13 protein-coding genes and 1 pseudogene are annotated in these 21,277 nt (G+C 42.9%); 6 read left to right on the top strand and 8 right to left on the bottom strand.

The genetic code is table 11. From position 1 onward, the window contains the following. Positions 1-148: 148 nt before the first annotated feature. Both ACYRYG_RS11680 and ACYRYG_RS11675 read right to left on the bottom strand, forming a co-directional pair. Complete coding sequence (locus ACYRYG_RS11680) at positions 149-1,345, bottom strand: cupin domain-containing carboxymuconolactone decarboxylase family protein (protein WP_294077521.1); 1,197 nt, start codon at positions 1,343-1,345, stop codon at positions 149-151. Between the two features lie 695 nt (positions 1,346-2,040). Continuing rightward, positions 2,041-2,940 carry a helix-turn-helix domain-containing protein gene (locus ACYRYG_RS11675; RefSeq protein ID WP_252760542.1) on the bottom strand — a complete coding sequence of 300 codons (900 nt, stop codon included), beginning with the start codon at positions 2,938-2,940 and terminating at the stop codon, positions 2,041-2,043. A 501-nt stretch (positions 2,941-3,441) separates the two neighbouring features. Between ACYRYG_RS11675 and xyl3A the strand changes: the two genes are divergently transcribed. The 3 genes from xyl3A (at position 3,442) to xylE (ending at position 10,226) form a co-directional block, all read left to right on the top strand. Continuing rightward, complete coding sequence (gene xyl3A / locus ACYRYG_RS11670; RefSeq protein ID WP_460198232.1) at positions 3,442-6,051, top strand: xylan 1,4-beta-xylosidase; 2,610 nt, start codon at positions 3,442-3,444, stop codon at positions 6,049-6,051. 65 nt (positions 6,052-6,116) lie between these two features. Beyond that, positions 6,117-8,552, top strand: coding sequence for a glycoside hydrolase family 31 protein (locus ACYRYG_RS11665; RefSeq protein ID WP_252760544.1), 2,436 nt, complete (start codon positions 6,117-6,119; stop codon positions 8,550-8,552). 174 nt (positions 8,553-8,726) lie between these two features. After that, complete coding sequence (xylE, locus tag ACYRYG_RS11660) at positions 8,727-10,226, top strand: D-xylose transporter XylE (protein WP_293422308.1); 1,500 nt, start codon at positions 8,727-8,729, stop codon at positions 10,224-10,226. A gap of 162 nt (positions 10,227-10,388) precedes the next feature. On the opposite strand, the gene ACYRYG_RS11655 is transcribed toward xylE, so the two are convergent. The 5 genes and pseudogenes from ACYRYG_RS11655 to ACYRYG_RS11635 all read right to left on the bottom strand — a co-directional run bounded on the left by ACYRYG_RS11655 (position 10,389) and on the right by ACYRYG_RS11635 (position 14,875). Continuing rightward, positions 10,389-10,937, bottom strand: a complete 549-nt coding sequence (locus ACYRYG_RS11655) for a hypothetical protein (RefSeq protein WP_460198231.1) — start codon at positions 10,935-10,937, stop codon at positions 10,389-10,391. A gap of 38 nt (positions 10,938-10,975) precedes the next feature. Then, positions 10,976-11,930, bottom strand: a pseudogene (locus ACYRYG_RS11650) (IS1595 family transposase). Positions 11,931-12,210: 280 nt separating this feature from the next. Then, positions 12,211-13,569 carry an outer membrane beta-barrel protein gene (locus ACYRYG_RS11645; protein WP_460198230.1) on the bottom strand — a complete coding sequence of 453 codons (1,359 nt, stop codon included), beginning with the start codon at positions 13,567-13,569 and terminating at the stop codon, positions 12,211-12,213. Beyond that, on the bottom strand, positions 13,566-14,135 hold the full coding sequence (locus tag ACYRYG_RS11640) for an RNA polymerase sigma factor (RefSeq protein WP_460198229.1): 570 nt from the start codon (positions 14,133-14,135) through the stop codon (positions 13,566-13,568). The genes ACYRYG_RS11645 and ACYRYG_RS11640 overlap by 4 nt, the downstream gene beginning before the upstream one ends. A gap of 41 nt (positions 14,136-14,176) precedes the next feature. After that, positions 14,177-14,875, bottom strand: a complete 699-nt coding sequence (locus tag ACYRYG_RS11635; protein WP_252761881.1) for a NigD1/NigD2 family lipoprotein — start codon at positions 14,873-14,875, stop codon at positions 14,177-14,179. Positions 14,876-15,092: 217 nt separating this feature from the next. Here ACYRYG_RS11635 and ACYRYG_RS11630 point away from each other — a divergent pair, with 217 nt between their 5' ends. From ACYRYG_RS11630 to uvrA, 3 genes are all read left to right on the top strand, one after another. Next, complete coding sequence (locus ACYRYG_RS11630) at positions 15,093-15,926, top strand: sulfite exporter TauE/SafE family protein (RefSeq protein WP_460198227.1); 834 nt, start codon at positions 15,093-15,095, stop codon at positions 15,924-15,926. A 4-nt stretch (positions 15,927-15,930) separates the two neighbouring features. Next, positions 15,931-16,320 (top strand): DUF1634 domain-containing protein, encoded by a 390-nt coding sequence (locus tag ACYRYG_RS11625; protein WP_252761879.1) that lies wholly within the window; start codon positions 15,931-15,933, stop codon positions 16,318-16,320. 423 nt (positions 16,321-16,743) lie between these two features. Beyond that, positions 16,744-19,614 carry an excinuclease ABC subunit UvrA gene (gene uvrA / locus ACYRYG_RS11620; RefSeq protein ID WP_460198226.1) on the top strand — a complete coding sequence of 957 codons (2,871 nt, stop codon included), beginning with the start codon at positions 16,744-16,746 and terminating at the stop codon, positions 19,612-19,614. Positions 19,615-19,726: 112 nt separating this feature from the next. Here the strand turns inward: uvrA and ACYRYG_RS11615 are convergent, their stop codons facing one another. Continuing rightward, positions 19,727-21,250: an NADH-quinone oxidoreductase subunit N gene (locus ACYRYG_RS11615; protein ID WP_293418468.1), complete on the bottom strand. Its 1,524-nt coding sequence runs from the start codon at positions 21,248-21,250 to the stop codon at positions 19,727-19,729. Positions 21,251-21,277: the final 27 nt, after the last annotated feature.

Raw genomic sequence — 21,277 nt, 5'->3', positions numbered from 1 at the left:
AGATGACTTCTTCGCTATACATTCCATCGCCGATACGGCATGGAAGAACAATCAATCTCAATACAATGCCATTGCTACCATCCTATCTTTATAGGATGGCACACCTTGGGTATGGCTGAATAGTTACCAAATATACTCTTTTTTCAATTTATTTTTTTATCGGAACCACTTCGTTTATTGCATTCATTGCATTTAGCGTTCGCGTGTAACCGATGTATGGCAAAAGTTGTGTGGTGATGCCTATAAGGGTTTCACGGTCGTTGCCGACATTCAGATTTCCCTGAATATGTCCACGTACCTGCATATCGGTTCCTCCCATACTGATTAGGATGCAATAAGTCAGTAGTTCACGGATTTTTATATTCAGACCTGTTCGGGTGTAATAATCGCCGAAACAGTTATCAGAAAGATAATCCTGAATCTGTAATTGGTCTTTCGGCGCATTTTCAAGCATTTTATTAATCGTTTCACCGAAAATAGATTTTTGCACCGCCAAACCTTTTTCAAAACGATTTTCACGGGTCGTGGTCGATTGTGCTTCAAGCGGAAGAGTTATACCTCGCTCCTGCATAATCTCATTTGTAGCAGAAAGAAAGTCAACTACTTTTGCCATACCTACATAAGCCGCCGATTGGTAAAGTATTTCCTTCACTTCAACCGGAATTACGCCCACATTTAGAGCAGCATTGACAAACATTTTATATTCCGTCAGAGCTCCTTGAGCAATGCACGACCCTATAATCATCATCACGCGGATTTTAGTATCTATTTTGCTCTGGGCTATGATTTCATCGAATGCCCAGTTATCAAAAATTTTAATCAGTTCCGGATCTGTCATGGCAGTTTTCGACTCATAACCAGGCCATAGCTTATTATGGTTTTTGACGGCTGTTTCGCTGAGATTGAGCTCTGCTGTATCATTTACTATAGCAGTTGCTTTTTTATATTGTTCATCAGTTACGGCTTCCAGCCACATAGGTTTGTTGTTTCCGGGATTTGTTTCAATAGCCAAATGTGAAAACCAACTATCAGGTGCCGCGCCATGCCAATGGATGACATCAGGTTCGATTTCAACGATATCACCAGGAAATAAAGCTATTGCGGGTTTACCTTTTTCCTGATAATATCCTTTTCCTCCTGTGGCAATTAATAATTGACCACCAGTATGGCTATGCCAATTGTTACGGCACCCAGGCTCGAATGTAACATTTGAAATAGGACAATTTAATTCACTACTTTTTGTCAATGGGGCTAAATAGGCTTGCCCGATGAAATATTGCGAAAACTTTTCCGGGAGTTTTTCTCCTATGGGAAACATACTGATATTCACGTTCTTTTTTTCCATAACTTTATAATATTATTTATGTTTATTTTCAGGCTACAAAATTACTTATAAAAAGCAGTTTAACTCTTAAACTTTTTACTCATAGTCGTATACAAATTACTTTAGAGACACAGTTATCCGCAAAATAGCACTAATACCTACGAGTTTAAGTCTTGTTTTTTAAAAATCATACAAATGTACTAGTTCTGTTTCGGCGCTCTAATCTTTTGTTCCTTCGAGAGCATTCTCCAATAATTTGGCAGTATTTTAACTTTTTATAGGACTATCGTTTATTGCTATTACTTTCATAATTATCCTAATTAAAAAATTAACATTAACGCCTCCATTCACCGTAGCTTTTGGCATAGGATAACCTGCATTTATTTCATAACATTGTACCAACAAATTTTCACCGTTAGCAAAAATATGTGCTCTACGATTCAACTTATAATTAGCCCTTATATTCCATAAAAGTTACTTTTCTCTCTTGTCGGGGTTTACAGCTGTATAAAGTTCATTGATGTATTGAATATCAGTTGATATCTTGAATCTTTTCATTGAGTCTTCCACAAACACATTATGCTCCGGTGCTACCATAACCGGATATTTCATATCAAGCCACCTATAATTTGCATCAACACTCCATACTTGGTTTACCTTCAATCAAAAATCTCTTCATAATCCCCTTTGTTATAAATGACCTGTGACTGGAATATTTAAATAGTTTCCCTATATTTATTTGGAGTTACACCAACACACTTTTTGAATAATCGACTAAAATATTGTGGATATTCAAATCCCAGTTCATAAGCGATTTGACTTACAGATTTACTTTTATCAAACATCTTCTCTTTCGCCACTTCTATCAATTGTAATTGAATATACTCACGTGGGCTTTTACCTGTTTCTTTCTTAATCAAATCGCCAAAATAATTGGGAGATAAATTAAGTTTGTCTGCACAATATCTTACGGTCGGTAATCCTGAAGATTGAGGTAAATCAGACTTAAAATAAGTACAAACTAAATCTTCGAATTTGCTTAATATATCATCATTAACATGTCTGCGAGTTATAAACTGACGTTCATAAAAACGTGTACAATAATTTAAGAACAATTCAATATTAGAGACTATCAGCTTTTGACTATGATTGTCAATATCATGATTTAGCTCTAACCTAATATTGTTAAAACATTCCAGCACAATCTTACGTTCCTGTTCTGAAAGATGTAAAGCCTCATGGACTTTATATAAAAAGAACGTATAATTCTGCATAGAATGTCCTAATGAAGTTCCCCTCAATAAATCAGGATGGAACATTAATGCCCAGCCTTGAGGTTGATGAGGTAGTCTGTTTTCAACGGTAAAGATCTGGTTTGGGGCAAGAAAGACTAAGGTTCCCTCCTGATAATCATAATAATTCCTGCCATATTTCAAATCACCACATTTCACATCTTTCAAGAAAACACTGTAAAATCCAAAACTGTGGGCAGATGGAATATCCTCTGTATATGTGATTTTAGAAAAATCAACAAGCGAAATCAACGGATGTAATGTTTCAACTCCTATTGATTTATTGTATTCTTCTATTGTTTTATAAACTCTAGCATTATCCATATACTATTCTTATTTTTGTTTTATGCAAAATTACTCTTTTCTAAGTAATAAACAATGAATTAAAAGAAATAACCGTAAAGTGTATACAATAATCCGTAATATGTTTCCTCATTAAAAATCAATCTACCTAAGACTGACCATAGCAAGAAATTTCAACTAAAAAATGATGACAATAAAAACACCTGATAATAAAAAGAAATACCACAACCATCAGAACGACAAAAAACCTGTTCTTGGATTTATCAAAAAAGACACTGTTAACACTAATTTATCAAGAAATTACCAGATTGTAGAATAAAAAGAGACAAAAAAATAAGATTTGTTATTCACGATAAAGTTCATGTATCATATTAATATCCTTTTTTACAAAAAAAATGATATATTTGTACCCTGATAAACATAAAAGACCTTCACAAAAATATAAGTTAACCATTTTGAACGAAAACTTTCTTATCGGAGAGCAACTAACACTACGATATTTTCATTAAAAAACATAAATCCATGAAACAAGTTATTAATAATGAAAGAAAGAGCAGTTACATCATTAAATATTTCGCAACTTTTATTCTGACAGTACTTAGTTTACCTATTTCTGCTCAATCTTATCCTTACCAGAATCCTGCTCTATCCTCTCATGAAAGAGCTGTCGATTTATGCCATCGTCTTACTCTCCAGGAAAAGGCTTCACTCATGTGTGACGAGTCACCGGCGATTCCCCGACTCGGAATAAAAAAGTTTTTCTGGTGGAGCGAAGCATTACATGGTGCAGCGAACATGGGTAATGTAACGGTATTTCCTGAACCAATAGCAATGGCCGCTTCTTTCAATAACCAACTTTTGTATCAAATATTCTCTGCCGTATCTGATGAGATGCGTGCGCAATATAACTTAAGAAAAAGCAAGGGAGAAGATGATGAGAAATTTCACGGTCTCTCTGTCTGGACTCCGAATGTAAATATCTTCCGCGACCCCAGATGGGGACGCGGACAAGAAACATACGGTGAAGATCCATACCTTACATCCGTGATGGGCACAGCTGTTGTCCGCGGCTTACAAGGACCGGAAACTTCAAAATACCGTAAGTTGCTGGCCTGCGCCAAACACTTTGCTGTACACAGTGGACCTGAATGGAGCCGTCATACGGCAAACTTGAATAATATAAGTCCTCGTGACTTATGGGAGACTTACTTACCGGCATTCAAGACACTGGTACAAGATGCGAAAGTACGTGAAGTAATGTGTGCTTATCAACGAATTGATGATGAGCCCTGCTGCGGAAACAACAGATTATTGCAGCAAATACTCCGTAATGAATGGGGCTATAAATATCTTGTAGTCTCCGACTGTGGTGCCATTTCCGACTTTTATGTAAGTCACAAAACATCGTCCGATGCAACTCATGCTGCAGCAAAAGGAGCTCTTTCCGGCACTGATGTCGAATGTGGATACAACTATGCATATAAAAAACTACCGGATGCTGTAAATCGGGGACTTATTCCGGAAAAGAATATTGACGAACATGTAGTCCGGCTTCTTGAAGGAAGATTTGAACTTGGGGAAATGGATGATCCATCACTTGTAAAATGGTCAAAGATTCCTGCATCTGTACTGAATTGTGAACAGCACAAAGAATTATCTCTGGACATGGCACGCCAGGCCATGGTTTTATTGCAGAACAAGAATAATATACTTCCTCTAAAAAAGAAAAAGAAAATAGCCGTTATCGGTCCGAATGCAGACAACCAGTCAATGATGTGGGGTAATTATAATGGAACTCCTAACCACACTGTTACTATTCTAGATGGAATCCTGTCAAAAACAGGAAAAAGAAATGTCACCTATTATCCCGGATGTGATCTCACCAACGAGATGATCGTGGAATCACTTCTGAATCAATGTTCGATAGACGGACATAAAGGTATAAGAGGAACCTTCTGGAATAATAAGGAACAACAAGGAAAGATTGCATCACAAGAATTCTATACGAATCCAATAGCCGTAACCACTGCCGGACAACATGTCTTTGCGAACGGAGTAAAAATGGAAGATTTCTCTGCAAAATACGAAACAACCTTTACTCCCAAACAATCAGAAGAAGCTGTGATCAAACTTGAAAGTTGTGGAGATTTTCAACTGCTCATCAATGGGAAAGAGATGGTTAAGATGCACACGTGGAGAACAACCCCGACCAGTACGGCATTTAAAGTTGAAAAAGGCCAACATTACAAGATTGAGGTAAATTATAAATATGTAAACACATGGGGGTCTAATATGAAACTAAATATTGGCATTGAAAGACCTATCAATTACTCGAACATCATTGCCAAGTTAAAAGGTATCAACACGGTTGTATTCGTAGGAGGCATATCCTCTCAACTTGAAGGGGAAGAAATGCCCGTTTCTATTCCGGGATTCAAAGGTGGCGACCGTACAAATATTGAATTACCTGACGTTCAAAGGAATTTCTTAAAATCACTAAAACAAGCAGGTAAAAAAGTGATATTCGTCGATTGCTCCGGTTCGGCCATCGCACTCACACCGGAGACCAAGAGTTGCGACGCAATCCTTCAGGCATGGTATTCAGGAGAACAGGGAGGTAATGCCGTTGCCGATGTGCTCTTTGGTGACGTCAATCCATCTGGGAAATTACCGATCACATTCTATCGCAATTCAGAGCAACTTCCGGATTTCACAAATTATTCAATGCAAGGCCGTACATACCGCTATATGAATGACCCTCTGTTTGCTTTCGGCTACGGACTGAGCTATACCAACTTTAAAATAGGTAAAGCGAAATTAATGAACGGAGACACTAAAGAACTTGTGATTCCTGTATCAAATATCGGGCCTAGAAAAGGAACAGAAGTCGTGCAAGTATATATCCGTAATGTGGCAGACACAAAAGGACCTTTAAAATCTCTCAAGGCCTTTAAACGGGTAAGTATAAACGCAGGAGAAACCACAAACGTAAGAATACCCTTAACCCAAAAGTCATTCGAACTATTCGATCCGGAAACCAACACTGTCCGAGTAAAATCAGGAAAATATGAAATCATGTATGGAAGCAGTTCCCGTGATGTTGATTTAAAGAAAATAGACATTAACTTATAAAAATATTCCTATATTGTTGTGGACTATCCATCGATAGGTTCAAAACAAAGAATAAAACAAATAAGATGAAAAGGTTCATACTATTGCTATCCATACTGATATCAATTGGATATGTTAATGCAGAAAATCTTCATAGATTCAAAATTAAAGTCAATAAACAAATCTGCTATATATCATTCTTTTCTCCAAGGATTGTCCGAATCGTAAAATCACCGGTTAACAGCACTCAATCAATTGACAGGAAGAGTCTGGTTGTTACGATGATTCCGGAGAAAGACATCGCTCTCAGTTACAAGGAAAATAGCACGGATGTTACGATAAGCAGCAGCCAGTTGACAGTCATGCTCAATAAGAAGACGGGGAATATTCAATTCTTACACAAAAGAAAGAACCTGCTGCGTGAGAAAGGATGTTACTTCGAGAAGCGAACAACCGGACGGGATGCCAACTCCTACAAAATAAATCAGACCTATACTCTTGATAAAGATGAACCAATCTATGGACTCGGAACCATCCAGAATGGAAAGTTGAACCGTCGTGGTACAAGTATCTTCATGGAGCAATCCAATCTCCAGGACTTTCAATATGTCATTCAATCGATTAAGGGATGGGGAATCTATTGGGATAATTACTCACGCGCGAAATTTGATGACTCCAACAAAGGGATGTCTTTCACGGCTGAGGTAGGTGATTATATTGACTATTATTTCATGTATGGAGGATCCGCCGATGGCTTGAACGCACAGATGAGAGAGCTTTCCGGAAAAGTGCCGATGCCCCCGATGTGGACTTTCGGATATTGCCAAAGCAGGGAACGCTATAAGAGTTCTAAAGAATTGCTCGATGTCCTGAATAAATACAGAGAACTAAAAGTGCCTATTGACGGTATCATCCAAGACTGGCAGTACTGGGGAAGCAACTATACCTGGAATGCGATGGACTTCCTTTCAGAAAACTTTGCCAATGGCAAACAAATGATAAACCAGATTCATAAAAACCATGCACACCTTATGATCTCAATATGGTCAAGTTTCGGCCCGGAAACAAAGGCCTATAAGCAACTCGATAAAGAAGGTTTATTATTCAATATACAAACATGGCCACAAAGTGGGTTATCCTTCTGGCCCCCACGAATGGATTATCCTTCTGGGGTCAGAGTATATGACTGTTACAGTCAGAAAGGGCGGGATATCTATTGGAACAACCTGAAGACACTTTTCAATGATGGTGTTGATGCCTGGTGGATGGATTCTTCAGAACCGGACTATTTCAATTCTAAGGATACGGATTATGAGCACATGACCGGACTTGGCTCCTGGCGCCGTGTACGTAATGCTTTTCCTTTATGCACTGTAAGTGGAGTGTACAACCATCAGCGCAAAGCATCATCTGACAAACGTGTATTTATCATGACACGTTCAGCCTTTGCAGGCCAACAGAGATATGGGGCTAACATGTGGAGCGGAGATGTGACATCATCATGGGATATGCTTCGCAAACAGATTCCAGCAGGATTAAACTTCTCTCTGACAGGTGATCCCAATTTTAATACAGATATCGGCGGATTTTTCTGTGGTTCTTACAACACAAAGGGCCCGGGTTCTGCATCCCGTAATCCACAATACCGTGAACTATATGTACGATGGCTGCAATACGGACTATTCTGTCCGATCTTCCGTAGCCATGGCACAGATTCTCCAAGAGAGATCTACTATTTCGGGGAAAAAGGTGAACCTATTTATGATGCCATCGACAAGAGTATTTGCCTTCGCTATAAATTGCTACCTTATATATATTCTACAGCATGGCAGGTCACTCATAATGACAAGAGTTATATGAGAGCACTTATATCAGATTTCCCTTCAGACAAAAAAGTCTGGAATCTGTGTGACGAATTTATGTTCGGCCAGTCAATATTAGCCACTCCTATCGTAAAGTCTCAATATACCGATGAACAAGTAATAAAGGAAGATGCCATGACAGGTTGGAATAAAAGGAATAATACCCCAGATACATCTGACGAATATAAACCGATAGACTTTACAGCCACAAAAGAATGCCAGAAATATCTACCAAAAGGAGCGAAATGGTATTACTTCTGGACCAATAAACTTTATGATGGCGGACGAAAAGTCAATATCCAAACCTCTATAGACCAGGCTCCAATGTTTGTTCGCGCAGGAAGCATCATACCTATAGGTCCTGCCATGCAATATGTCGGACAAAAACCGTGGGATAATCTTGAGATCAGAGTTTACCCGGGAGCAGATGCGACTTTTACTCTCTATGAAGACGAAGGAGACAGTTATGATTATGAAAAAGGAATATTCTCTATTATTGAATTTCATTGGAATGAGAAGAAACACCAACTTACCATTACTGATCGTAAAGGTCAGTATCCGGGAATGCTTCAAAAGAGAAAATTCAATATACAACTTATCGGAACCAGTTTGCAAAAGACTATTGAATATGATGGCTTAGAAAAGATTGTAAAACTGTAGTAAATATTCAGGCATTTTATCAAGGGTTAAGTTAGAAAAAACATTGATATTTGACCTGAAATTTATTGCTTAAAAAATCTATCATGTATACTGTCATCTGAAAAAAAAACTGTACCTTTGCAATTAACGTTTTGCCAACCTTTTTATGAAAGGTTGCTTTTTATTACTAATAACATGAAACAAAATCAAGAAGGTAGCAGAGCCTACCTTATTTCCATTGTGATGGTTGCTGTGCTTGGCGGTCTGCTGTTCGGTTATGATACGGCAGTAATCTCAGGTGCAGAGAAGGGCCTTCAGGCTTTTTTTATGGGTGCAAAAGATTTCACCTACACCAATGGCTGGCACGGGTTTACATGTGCCAGTGCACTTATAGGATGTGTTATCGGCAGCAGCATTTCAGGAATACTGGCATCCAGGTGGGGACGTAAGAAATCCCTCGTCTTTGCAGGTATCCTGTTCTTCATTTCCGCCCTCGGCAGCATGGACCCGGAATTTCTTTTCTTCACATACGGGGTACCTACTTATCATCTGCTCATCATGTTTAATCTCTATCGTGTGATCGGTGGTGTAGGTGTGGGATTGGCATCCGCTATATGCCCGATGTATATCGGAGAAATTTCTCCATCGAATATCCGGGGCATGCTGGTTTCCTGGAACCAGTTTGCAATTATCTTCGGTCAATTGGTAGTCTATTTTGTCAATTTCATTATTCTGGGGAACAATGTCAACCCCGTCATCAATATGATAAACGGCGTGAATCAGATCATGAATCCGGAAGCGGCATCATGGACCATCTCCACCGGCTGGCGCTATATGTTTGGGAGCGAAGCCATCCCTGCCGGAATATTCACCATCCTGATTTGTTTCGTACCGGAAACACCACGTTATCTGGTCATGATAGGCCAGGACAACAAGGCTCACCATATCTTGTCGAGAATTAACGGAAGTGTTAAGGCTGACGAAATCCTTTCAGAAATAAAGGGAACCCTTAAGGTGAAGACCGAAAAACTGTTTTCATACGGATTCCTGTGTATCTTCATCGGTATTATGCTGAGCGTGTTCCAGCAGGCCGTAGGGATCAATGCCGTACTCTACTATGCGCCCCGTATATTTCAGGATATGGGGATGCAAAGCCCTATGGTACAAACCGTGATTATGGGTATAGTAAATATTTCATTTACACTGGTAGCTGTATTCACTGTAGAAAGAATAGGACGCAAACCTTTGCTCATCATAGGTTCCATAGGAATGGCTGTCGGTGCTTTCGGAGTAGCCCTTACATTTGGAAATGCGGCGGTACATACGGTAACCATGCTCTGTATCATGCTCTATAGTGCATCCTTCATGATGTCCTGGGGGCCAATCTGCTGGGTGCTGATTGCAGAGATTTTCCCAAATACAATCCGTGGCAAGGCCGTGGCGATAGCCGTAGCGTTCCAGTGGATATTCAACTGGATAGTCAGTTCTACGTTCGTGCCGATGTTCAACATGCATCTTACACAAGGAGATAACTTCGGGCACTGGTTTACATACGGACTTTACGGAATCATCTGCATCATTGCCGCCATCTTTGTCTGGAGACTCGTTCCGGAGACCAAGGGAAAAACACTTGAAGACATGACACAACTGTGGCGCAAGAAAAAGACAGACGAGAGCGAAACCGTATCGGAATAAGATGAAACCGAAGGTCAATTCTGACCATAAGTTTCTTTCATTAAATATTACGCAGGAGGAAGCACCTATCATTCGTGCTTGCCTCCTGTCTCGTTTGAACTTACCCAAAAAGATAGAGTCTTTTATCTATAGGATCTTCACTTACAAAACATAAGATCATTATTAAATCTTCTTTCCAATCCCAAAGGCATAACCGACAGTCAGTCCAACCGTATTATAAATCTTCTTACCTAAGTGCCCTTCCAAAGTAATCCTTATATGCCGATACAATTCTATACCTACTCTCGGGACCACGCCACATCCTTGTACACCAGTATCATTATACTTATAGTCATACCATCCAGGGTCTATTATATCATACTGATTAAAGCCTAATCCCATTCCTATAAAAGGAGAAAAGTTAGAACCTCGTTTCCAATTATAGTCCCCAAATGCAGTCAAGGAAATAGTCCTACACTTGACATCCAACTTTTTATAAGATGTAATCGCCTGACCTAAATAGGCTTGTAATCCAATATCTATTGGACAAGTTCTAAGATTCCATCTTCCTTCAAATCCAAATGAAGGACCTATTTTCCGACTTCCTGCTTCTGATGACAGACCATAAGTCGCACCTGTAAACGGATTTAGCTCTATAGTCCTTTGAGAAGGGTTCTGCCCATACACCTGTAGGACAAAAACACTTAATAAAATAAGTAAATCTTTTTTCATACCAATTTTTATAATTATCCTCAACTGAGTGATTTTCTTCAATCATAGGTTCTGTGCTGAAACACCGGTCTATAGGACACAGCTGCAACAACTAGCCTGTCAAAAAGTCTGTCGCCAAATGATCTTCGGTTGAACTTCCAGCAGAATTCATCCAGATAACTCTGAAGGAACTCGTCTTTGATGCCATGGTACATATCAAGCAAAAGTGACTTTGCATTCGATATGGCAGTGTGAACCCATGGCAGCATTTTCGATGCTTGCTCCGGAAGGGCCTTTATGGGATATACCTCTTTAAAACACCCTTTGAGTTTCGTATGAGATTTGGAGTCATCCGTGATTATTCTGGAATCTGCTGCAACTGCGACCTTTGAGACTTCGGTAACGGTAGAAGCTTTCACATCAGGAACAACCTTCATTTTTATATGACCTGACTTGCGATCTTTCTTTCCTTTCTTCTGTTTATTCTCAGGAACTGCTTTGCTTTCTATCATTACCAGAACTTTTGACTTGCGCTGACTTCCTGCGCCTGCCTTCCGCTTTTCCTGTTTCTTTGCCTCGTCTGAATTCTGAATTTTCCGTGGAAAAGAAGGCTTCGTCAAGCTCAATACTCTCGGACAGTTGATATGTGGTATCGCGCTGTCCCATTACCGACCGTAGTTTATGCATCATCTCCCAAATTGGCTGATAACGCTTATGACCCAGCTGGCGCTGCATTTCAAGGGCCGAGAACGTTTTCCGCGTGGAGGTCAGCAGGTGTATGGCAGTGAACCAATACATTAATGGTAATTTACTGTTATGCATTACGGTATCAGCCGTTAGCGTCGTCTTGTGACCGCACTTCTTGCAAATCCAGCATTTATTATACTTATCCCAGATCTGTTGATGACCGCCGCAGCGCTTACAGACAACACCAACTTTTTCCCGATAATTCTTGAGATACTCTTCACAAGAAGCTTCATCGGGGAAGCGTTTTGAAAATTCTATCAGTTTCATTTTGACGAGGTTTTGATAATTGATGCAAAGGTAATGAATATCGGGGAATACTCAAAATTATTAATCACCCAATTGAGGATAATCATTCCAATTTTCATCATCTATATCCTGTTATCAGGATATATTTTTGGTACTACAAAACTACCATATTTTATTCAAAACTCAAAATCTGAAAGGAAAAAGGACACAAATCACCACTTCTAAATAAAAAAATCGGCAACTAGTTTTCAAGAAGTCAGATAATGCGTACACCGTAACGAATATTACGGGAATCCGGCATTTATTTCCCTACATCCCTGATATTGAATCTCAGGCCGATGCTCAAACTGGGCCGTAAGGGTTTATCCCGATAATAAGTATGTAACTGACTTCCATTCTTAAAATAATAACTGATGCCAGGCTCAACATACAGACTCACATGGGGCATAAAATTATACTCCACTCCAGCCGTCCCATTTACAGACCACTGCAGCTGATGCATCTTTACATCATTTTTTGTAGTAGAAATCAAGCCATCATTAACATAATATTTCGTCTTCGCCTCGCCACTGACCATCCTGGCGCCACCACCACCGGCAGTGACATAAAAATGGAAATGGTCTTTTCTCCAGATACTTTGACTGGCCGACAACTGTAAACCGACATAATGGAGTTTCTGATGAGTTTTATACTCTTCTGTAGAGTTGCTCCGGGTCTCGTCTGAAGACAACAGACTGTAAACGATCTCGACATGCAGGCCAAGCCCATCCGTCACAGGATACCCCAGTGACAGACCAAGTTTCACAGGTTGGTCATAGTGAGTACTCGTATGTAACTGATCTACCCCGTAGACCAGCCCACTCATAACAGGATATGCCCGTGATTCAGAAGGGCCATACGGAGCAGCATCAGCAAAGACCATTTCCGGACCTGCCGAACCGTCATCTCCTCCCATTGCACCAGAGCAGAAAGGGCCGATACTCACCGATTTTCTCCGATGATGCCTCGCAGCAGGCAGAGACGCAGAAGCCATATACTCCTGATGATTCTTCCCATCCTCTTTCCTGCTTATCCGTACCCTCCCAGAAGACTCGCCGGCAGATCCGGCAGATTGCGGCAGAGAAGGATTCAAAGGATTTTCCGGAAATCCGGAAACTCCCGAAGACGGTATACTTACAGACGACTCCAAATGATCAGAAGAGATGTGAGCCGGGACATTCACCTTTGCCAGAAGGGCGGAAGATGGTGCTGACCGCAGGACATGTACTTTCCTCCCTTGTGAGGACCTGGGACTCAAGGCCCTCTCTACAGAAGCCAGCACACCGGCAACGGTTCCCGGATGATGATCCGATTCAGTCTGCTGTATGGCAGTATGCCCATTCCTATACGGCGGACGGGAAGATTCCTGAGCCGTCTGCACTTCAGGCCTCTCCCGTGTGACAGGGAGATGAAACACCAATATCCCTATCCCCACAGCAACGGCCACAGCCGCAACAGAACGGACAAGCCACAGAGGAATCTTCCTTGCTTTTCGTTCAGGCACGGGCCGGAGGTTCCGTTCCCCGATAGCCTGCTTGACCTCATCCAGCAAGCCATCAGGAGGATCCTTTTCATAGCCGTCTAAAAGACGGCGCATATCCCTGATCCATTGATCTTTCATTCCCGTGCTTTTTTTAATTGATACTTTTTGATCATCCGAGTCAGAATGGCCCTTGCCCGGTGAAACTGAGAAGCCGAAGTATCAGGTTTGATGTTCAGCAACTGTGAAATTTCGATATGGCTTTTTCCTTCAATAGCATAAAGATTAAATACTTCTCTGCAACCTGGCGGAAGACGTCTGATCATCTCAGAAAGACTATCAGCACTCAACCCCGTCAGGTCAGGTTCCTCCTCTGCCATATCCGGCAAATCAAGATCATCCATCCTGACGATCTGAGAAGCCTGTTGACGCCGGAGGAACTGAAGAGACTCGTTGATCACGATGCGAGTCATCCACGCCTTCAATGAACCTTTCCCCCGGTAAGTGAAAGAATTGATGCAGGTAAAGATCTTGATGAAACTCTCCTGCAAGACATCCTTCAGGTCATCATCATCAGAGATATAACGAAAACCTACCCCCGTGAGGTAACCGGCATAATCAGTGTACAGCAAATCCATCGCCGAAGCATCGCCCTGGTGAAAAAGTCGGATAATCCGCTGTTCTTTGTCAGTCTCCTCACTACGCATCCCTCAACTTCCGTTTATTATAGAATAAACGGCCGATCAGCTCATTTTCGTGTACGATATTTAAATTGATGGCTTTTTTCTCCATCAAATGATTTCCATTTTAAGGTAAAGGTCCCGATTTTCCCCTTCGTGTCCGGCAGGGAATCCAGTCGGAAAGCAATAATGCCATCTCCGGGCCGTCCTCCGAGATCACCCTTCGCATCCTGATGGAGTTCCAGAACATTCAGAGAATCACCTTTGACCAAATTCAAGGTATGAACTGCGCCATCCCCAAAATACGTCCGGAAGTTCACGGTAAGATACCCATCTTCGACAACCGTCATCCAACTGTTCAAGACTTCCAGAGGATCATTGCCATAGATAGAATCATTCTTCACCCCATAGCTACGAGCCATAGGTTTGGTACGCACACTGTCCATCCAGGAGACATAGACATTTCTCAAACTATCCGAGAGAACACCATTTCCAAGTTCACTATCTTTCGGATCCCTGATTCTTACCAGTGCCCTTATCTCTTTATTACCATAAGGAGAAGCACTTATATTCACCGGGTAAAGCAAAGTAGAATCATCCAGTTGAAGGAGCAAATGCCCTTTCGATGATGTTTTCAACGTAACAAGTGCATTCGCACCATTGTCATAATACCAATCGTCATCATCGTCGTTCAAACACGACTGCAAGGAAAAGGCTGTTGTGAGCAGAACCAATCCCATTACCCAAAATTTTACTGTCCTATTCATTTTCTTTCCTTTTCATTAATCTACCTACTAAATGTGACAAAAAGTAGAACCTTGCATCAAAAAAGCATTTTTTACATCCGGTTCCGGCAATAATAATCACTTTTATACTTTAATCAGAATATTTTTCGTAATTTTGCTGCCAAAGGTAAAGAGAAGTTCAACTTAAACGTCAAGGACGAAGTGACGCTCTGGGAAACCGTAAAAAATATACACGGATATGACTATTCTGGTTTTTACTTTAATTTTACTCGCCGGAGCATACGCCGCCGGACTGTTAGGATCTTTGACAGGATTAGGCGGAGGGGTCATCGTAATCCCACTCCTTACACTTGTTTTTCATATTGATTTCCGCTACGCCATAGGAGCAGCACTTGTAGCATCCATTGCCACTTCCTCGGGATCAGCCAGCGCATACGTCAAGGAAGGCATGACGAATATTCGCCTGGGCATGTTCCTCGAAATCGCCACGAGTATAGGTGCCGTGGCAGGAGCCGTCATTGCCTTATGGATGCCCACGAATGCAATTGCCGTCGTCTTCGGGCTGGTACTGATCCTTACGGCAGTAATGCAGCAAAGGCAGTCAGCAGACCATGAGAACGTCAAGGGGAGCGACCTGGCGAAGAAATTGAAACTTTTCGGGACGTACCCCACCAAAGAAGGGCCGAAGAGCTATGAACTCACTCATGTTATCGGAGGATTCCTGACCATGATCGTAGCCGGGATCCTTTCCGGACTATTGGGAATAGGAAGCGGTGTCCTGAAAGTTCTGGCCATGGACAATTTCATGAAAGTACCCTTCAAGGTAAGTACGACGACGAGTAATTTTATGATTGGAGTCACCGCAGTCACCTCTGCGGTCGTTTATCTCCAGCGCGGTTATATAGAACCAGGGATAGCCTTTCCCATCATGGTCGGAGTCCTGTGTGGAGCCCTGACCGGTGCCCAGTTGTTAAAGAAACTCAACGTGAGTCTGCTGAGAAAGATCTTTACCATAGCCATTCTGTTAGTAGCCATTAACATGATCTATAATGGTTTTGCAGGTAAATTCTGATAAGATGAAAGAGAAAGATAATAGGTCTCAAACAGACATGAGGGAACTGATTGGCAATACCCTGCGTATCGGGGTAGTCACCGCTTGCACGATCGCATTGATCAGTGGAATTTACTATCTGGTCCGGCACGGCGGAGAAACGATTCCCGACTATTCCGTGTTCCGCAGGGAGCCCGCCTCCTTTACCTCTATCGGCGGTATTCTCAATGGTCTGACGACCCTCGCAGCCAAAGACTGGATTCAACTGGGAGTGCTTGTACTCATGCTCACCCCTATACTCCGCGTAGCTTTGTCATTAATAGATTTTGCCCGTCAGAAGGACTGGCTCTATGTGGTGATCACAGCCATCGTATTCACCGTTATTATACTGAATTCCATAGTAGGTGTAGGATAATTCCGTATAAACACATGCCAGGAGTGATCAGAAGGATATCCAAGCCCTTGTCTCCTTTATTCTTGTTTTTCTTCTGACTTTTCACCGAAACATCCCTTTTATTAGAAAAAGAGAGAAGGCCTTGTTCCTGCCATGAAACCATAAAAACGAGTATTTTATTTTGTTTTTAAAGGGAATTCCTGTAAATTTGCAAAGATATGGCCTTATAAAGAGAGCACTTCGACCCATGTCTACTCTGACCTTCGGGATATTGTCCTGAAAAAGCGGGAATTCCAACCGACATAGGGGTCCCTTAAGAATATGGGGCAAGATAACAGGGCGATCTGAAGGTACATCCAGAACGGTCTGACTCCAATAACGGCTTACAACCACCTAAAACTATACTGCTGTAAGAAGCAGAAGATACAATAGAGATTAGCTATCATGCAACGAGAAGATGAAAAGATCAATGTTTGGGGAGCACGTGTACACAACCTGAAGGATGTGGATGTCATGATTCCCCGCAATTCTCTAACGGTTATTACAGGTCTCTCCGGGTCAGGCAAATCCTCTCTGGCTTTCGACACCATTTTTGCAGAAGGACAGAGACGCTATATCGAGACTTTTTCTGCATACGCGCGCAACTTCTTAGGGGATATGGAACGTCCGGATGTAGACAAGATCACAGGTCTGAGTCCGGTCATCAGCATCGAGCAGAAAACCACCAATAAGAATCCCCGGTCCACTGTAGGAACGACCACAGAGATCTATGACTATCTACGACTTCTTTTCGCCCGTGCAGGAACGGCATATAGTTATCGGAGCGGTGAAAGAATGATGAAGTACACCGAAGAGCAGGTCATTGAGATGATCCTCAAGGACTATGCCGGCAAACGGATTTATATTCTTGCCCCGCTGATCAGACAGCGCAAAGGTCATTATCGCGAACTCTTCGAAACCTTAAGACGAAAGGGGTTCCTTTATGTCCGTGTGGATGGAGAGATGAAAGAGATTGTCCGCGGGATGAAAGTCGACCGTTATAAGAACCACAATATTGAAGTAGTCATTGACAAGATGGCCGTCGAGGATAAAGATGAAGACCGTCTCCGCCGCAGCATACAGACTGCCATGAAGCAAGGGAACGGCATCCTGATGATCCTTGACAAGGATACCGGCAGCGTGAAGAATTACTCCAAGCGTCTCATGGATCCGACAACAGGCCTGGCATACGGAGATCCTGCCCCGAACCTGTTTTCATTCAATTCCCCGGAAGGAGCATGCCCACACTGTAAAGGTCTGGGGAAGATCAATGAGATCGACCTGAAGAAAGTGATTCCAGACCCCGGGAAGAGCATCCATGACGGAGCAATCGTACCCTTAGGGAAATACAAGAACCAGATGATCTTCTGGCAGATAGAAGTCATGCTCGGAAAATATAACTATACCCTGAGAACACCGGTGAAACAGATCTCCGATGAAGCCATGAATGAGATCCTTTACGGAAGCGTTGAGGATGTCCGCATCCCGAAAGAAAAAGTCCATACCTCAAGCGATTATTTCGTCCCCTTCGACGGCGTAGTGAAATACCTGCAAACCGTAATGGAAAACGATGATTCGGCAAGCGGGAAAAAATGGGCAGACCAGTTTCTTGCCGAGATCACCTGTCCCGAATGCCACGGCATGCGCCTGAAGAAAGAATCACTATCCTATAAGATCTGGGGCAAGAACATCTCAGAAGTAGCCAACCTGGATATTTCTGACTTAAAAGAATGGCTTGACCATGTCGAGGACCATCTGGAGCCCCAGCAAAGGAAAATCGCAGACGAAATTGTCAAGGAGCTCCGCTCCAGAGTTAATTTCCTTCTGGAAGTTGGTCTAGACTATCTCTCCCTCAACCGTCAGTCAGCATCCCTGTCCGGTGGCGAGAGCCAGCGTATCCGACTGGCCACACAGATTGGCAGTCAACTGGTCAATGTACTCTATATCCTTGATGAGCCAAGTATCGGCCTGCACCAGCGGGATAACCAACGGCTGATCAATTCGCTCAAGGAACTGCGCGATTTAGGAAACACCGTCATTGTCGTGGAACATGATGAAGACATGATGCGCTCAGCCGACTGGATTATCGACATCGGACCCAAGGCGGGAAGAAAAGGTGGCGAGGTCGTCTTTCAAGGTACTCCTGCGGAGATGATGAAAGGTACCCCCTTCCCCCCAGGATCAGGAGAGACAGGCCGTCAACTGACCCTCACGGCACAGTACCTTGCGGGAATAAAGAAGATTGTCATTCCCAAACAGCGTCGAAAGGGGAACGGCAAGTCCATCACCCTCTACGGGTGCAAAGGAAATAATCTGAAGGACATCAATGTCACCTTCCCCCTGGGCGACCTGATCGTGGTCACAGGAGTAAGTGGGTCCGGCAAGTCCACGCTGATCAACGAGACCCTGCAGCCCATCCTCTCCCACTATTTCTATCGCTCACTCAAAAAGCCCATGGCCTACGACAAGATCAAAGGAATAGAAAACATAGACAAGGTAGTTAATGTGGACCAGAGTCCCATCGGAAGGACCCCTCGTTCCAATCCGGCCACCTATACAAGCGTCTTCAGTGACATCAGGACACTCTTCGTCGGTTTGCCTGAGGCCAAGATACGGGGTTATAAACCCGGCCGGTTCTCTTTCAATGTCAAGGGAGGGCGGTGCGAAGCCTGCAAGGGAAACGGATACAAGACCATTGAGATGAACTTCCTGCCCGATGTTATGGTCCCCTGTGAGGTCTGCCATGGGAAACGTTACAACCGCGAGACTCTGGAAGTGAGGTACAAAGGTAAAAGTATTGCCGACGTGCTGGACATGACGATCAACCAGGCTGTTGAGTTCTTCGAGAACGTCCCACAGATCCTTCAGAAAATCAAGACCCTTCAGGAAGTAGGATTAGGCTATATCAAACTCGGTCAGAGTTCCACTACCCTTTCAGGAGGAGAGAGCCAGCGCGTCAAACTGGCTACTGAATTAGCCAAAAAAGATACGGGAAAAACTCTGTATATCCTGGATGAACCGACTACAGGACTACATTTCGAAGACATCAGAATACTGATGGAAGTCCTGGAAAAACTTGTAGACAGGGGAAATACCGTCATCATTATCGAGCACAACCTAGATGTGATCAAACTTGCCGACTACATCATTGACATCGGACCGGAAGGCGGTCGCAACGGTGGGACCATTCTGAGCACCGGCACTCCGGAACAAGTAGCCCAAAGCCATAAAGGCTATACTCCCAAGTACTTGAAACAGATTCTGGAAAAAGGATGAAAGTCCTGATCTATCTGAAAAGCCCCGACAGACGAAACACATCTGTCGGGGCTTTTCCTTTCTTTTATATCTTATTCCTCAGGCAAAAGCCATAGGATGGAAGGGCAGGCCATCACAAAACCAGTGATGACGATGCCGCATTGATCCAGTCGAAGACAAAACTGCATACACCAAATGCCAGAACACCGACAGTGCATAGCGCCAATGCCAGTTTGGTACTCGGGGCAGACTTGAAGAAAGGCAACGGATGATCATTATGCTTGATGAACATTGCCTTCACTACCAACAGATAATAATACAAGGATATGACCGTATTGATCAAGGCGACGAAAACCACTGCATAAGTAATTGCACCCGTGATCGTATCCACACTCATCCCCTTTACGGCAGCCATGAACACGAAGAATTTACTGAACATCCCGGCAAATGGAGGAATACCTCCAAGGGAGAAAAGGGCAAAGGTCATCAACACGCACAGTTTCGGATTGGTCTTGTAGAGGCCATTATAGTCTTCACGGTTCACCTTTCCCCCATTATGTTCCTCGATGCTGCTGATCACAGAGAAGACACCCATATTAGCCACAACATAAACAAGGATATAGAAACTCAAGGAAGAAAAACTCATCGCATTATCCCCTAAAATAGCCAGCACGATATAACCAGCCTGCGAAATTGAGCTGAAGGCCATGAATCGTTTCATGTCTTTCTGCCGGATAGCAAACAAGTTTGCAACGGTGATGGACAGTACCACGATAATATCCAGCATATACTGCCAGTACGTCGTCAGAGGCGCAAAGACCTTCATCAGGATGGCACACAAGGCAAAAGCTGCAGCCCCCTTGGAGCAGACACTCAGATACCCCGTAACCGTTGTCGGAGCGCCCTGATAAGTATCAGCCGTCCAGAAGTGGAACGGAACGAGGGAAATCTTAAAGGCCAGTCCACTGAAGAAGAACACCATGCCCATGATGGTCAGCGGAGAGAGAGTGATCTTCGCAGCCACATCATCAAAATAGAGCGTGCCCACAGCACCATAGATGAAAGAGATGCCATAGAGCATGACCCCGCTTGAGAAAGTAGCAGTAAGGATAAATTTCGCACCCGCCTCAGCTGAGTTATGCCGATATTTGTCCAATGCCACCAGGCAAGCCATAGGCACACTGGCCATCTCCAGTCCCAAGAAGAACAAGAGGAAATGATTGGCACTTACCATCATGTTCATACCGAGCAAGGTGGAGATGACAAGCATATAAAACTCGCCCTCCTTGAATGTCGTATCAGGACGTTGCATCCACTCACGACTCTGGATCAGCACGATCAAGGCGCCGAACCCTAAGATGGTCTTGATAATGCCGACCGATGCATTCGTGTAATACATCCCTCCGAAAGCCGTACGAGCCGATTCCGGGCTCATATTAATCAGCAGATAAGCAGTCATCAGGACAACCGCCAGGGTATTGAACCAAGGGCGAGGACGAACCCCTGATGCTTTTATGGCATCAGCACCATTTGAGTCAGCAGCTACCATGACAGGCCTGCGCGCTGAAGCAAAGTCTGCAATGAAGACAATGACCAGCATAGCCACTAAACAAATCTCCGGTATCAAGTTCAGAAATTGACTATAATCGATATCCATTTCTATTCTATTTCAAATTTAAACATT

The sequence above is a fragment of the Segatella asaccharophila genome (assembly GCF_054687055.1).
This window is presented reverse-complemented; position numbering and strand designations above follow the sequence as displayed.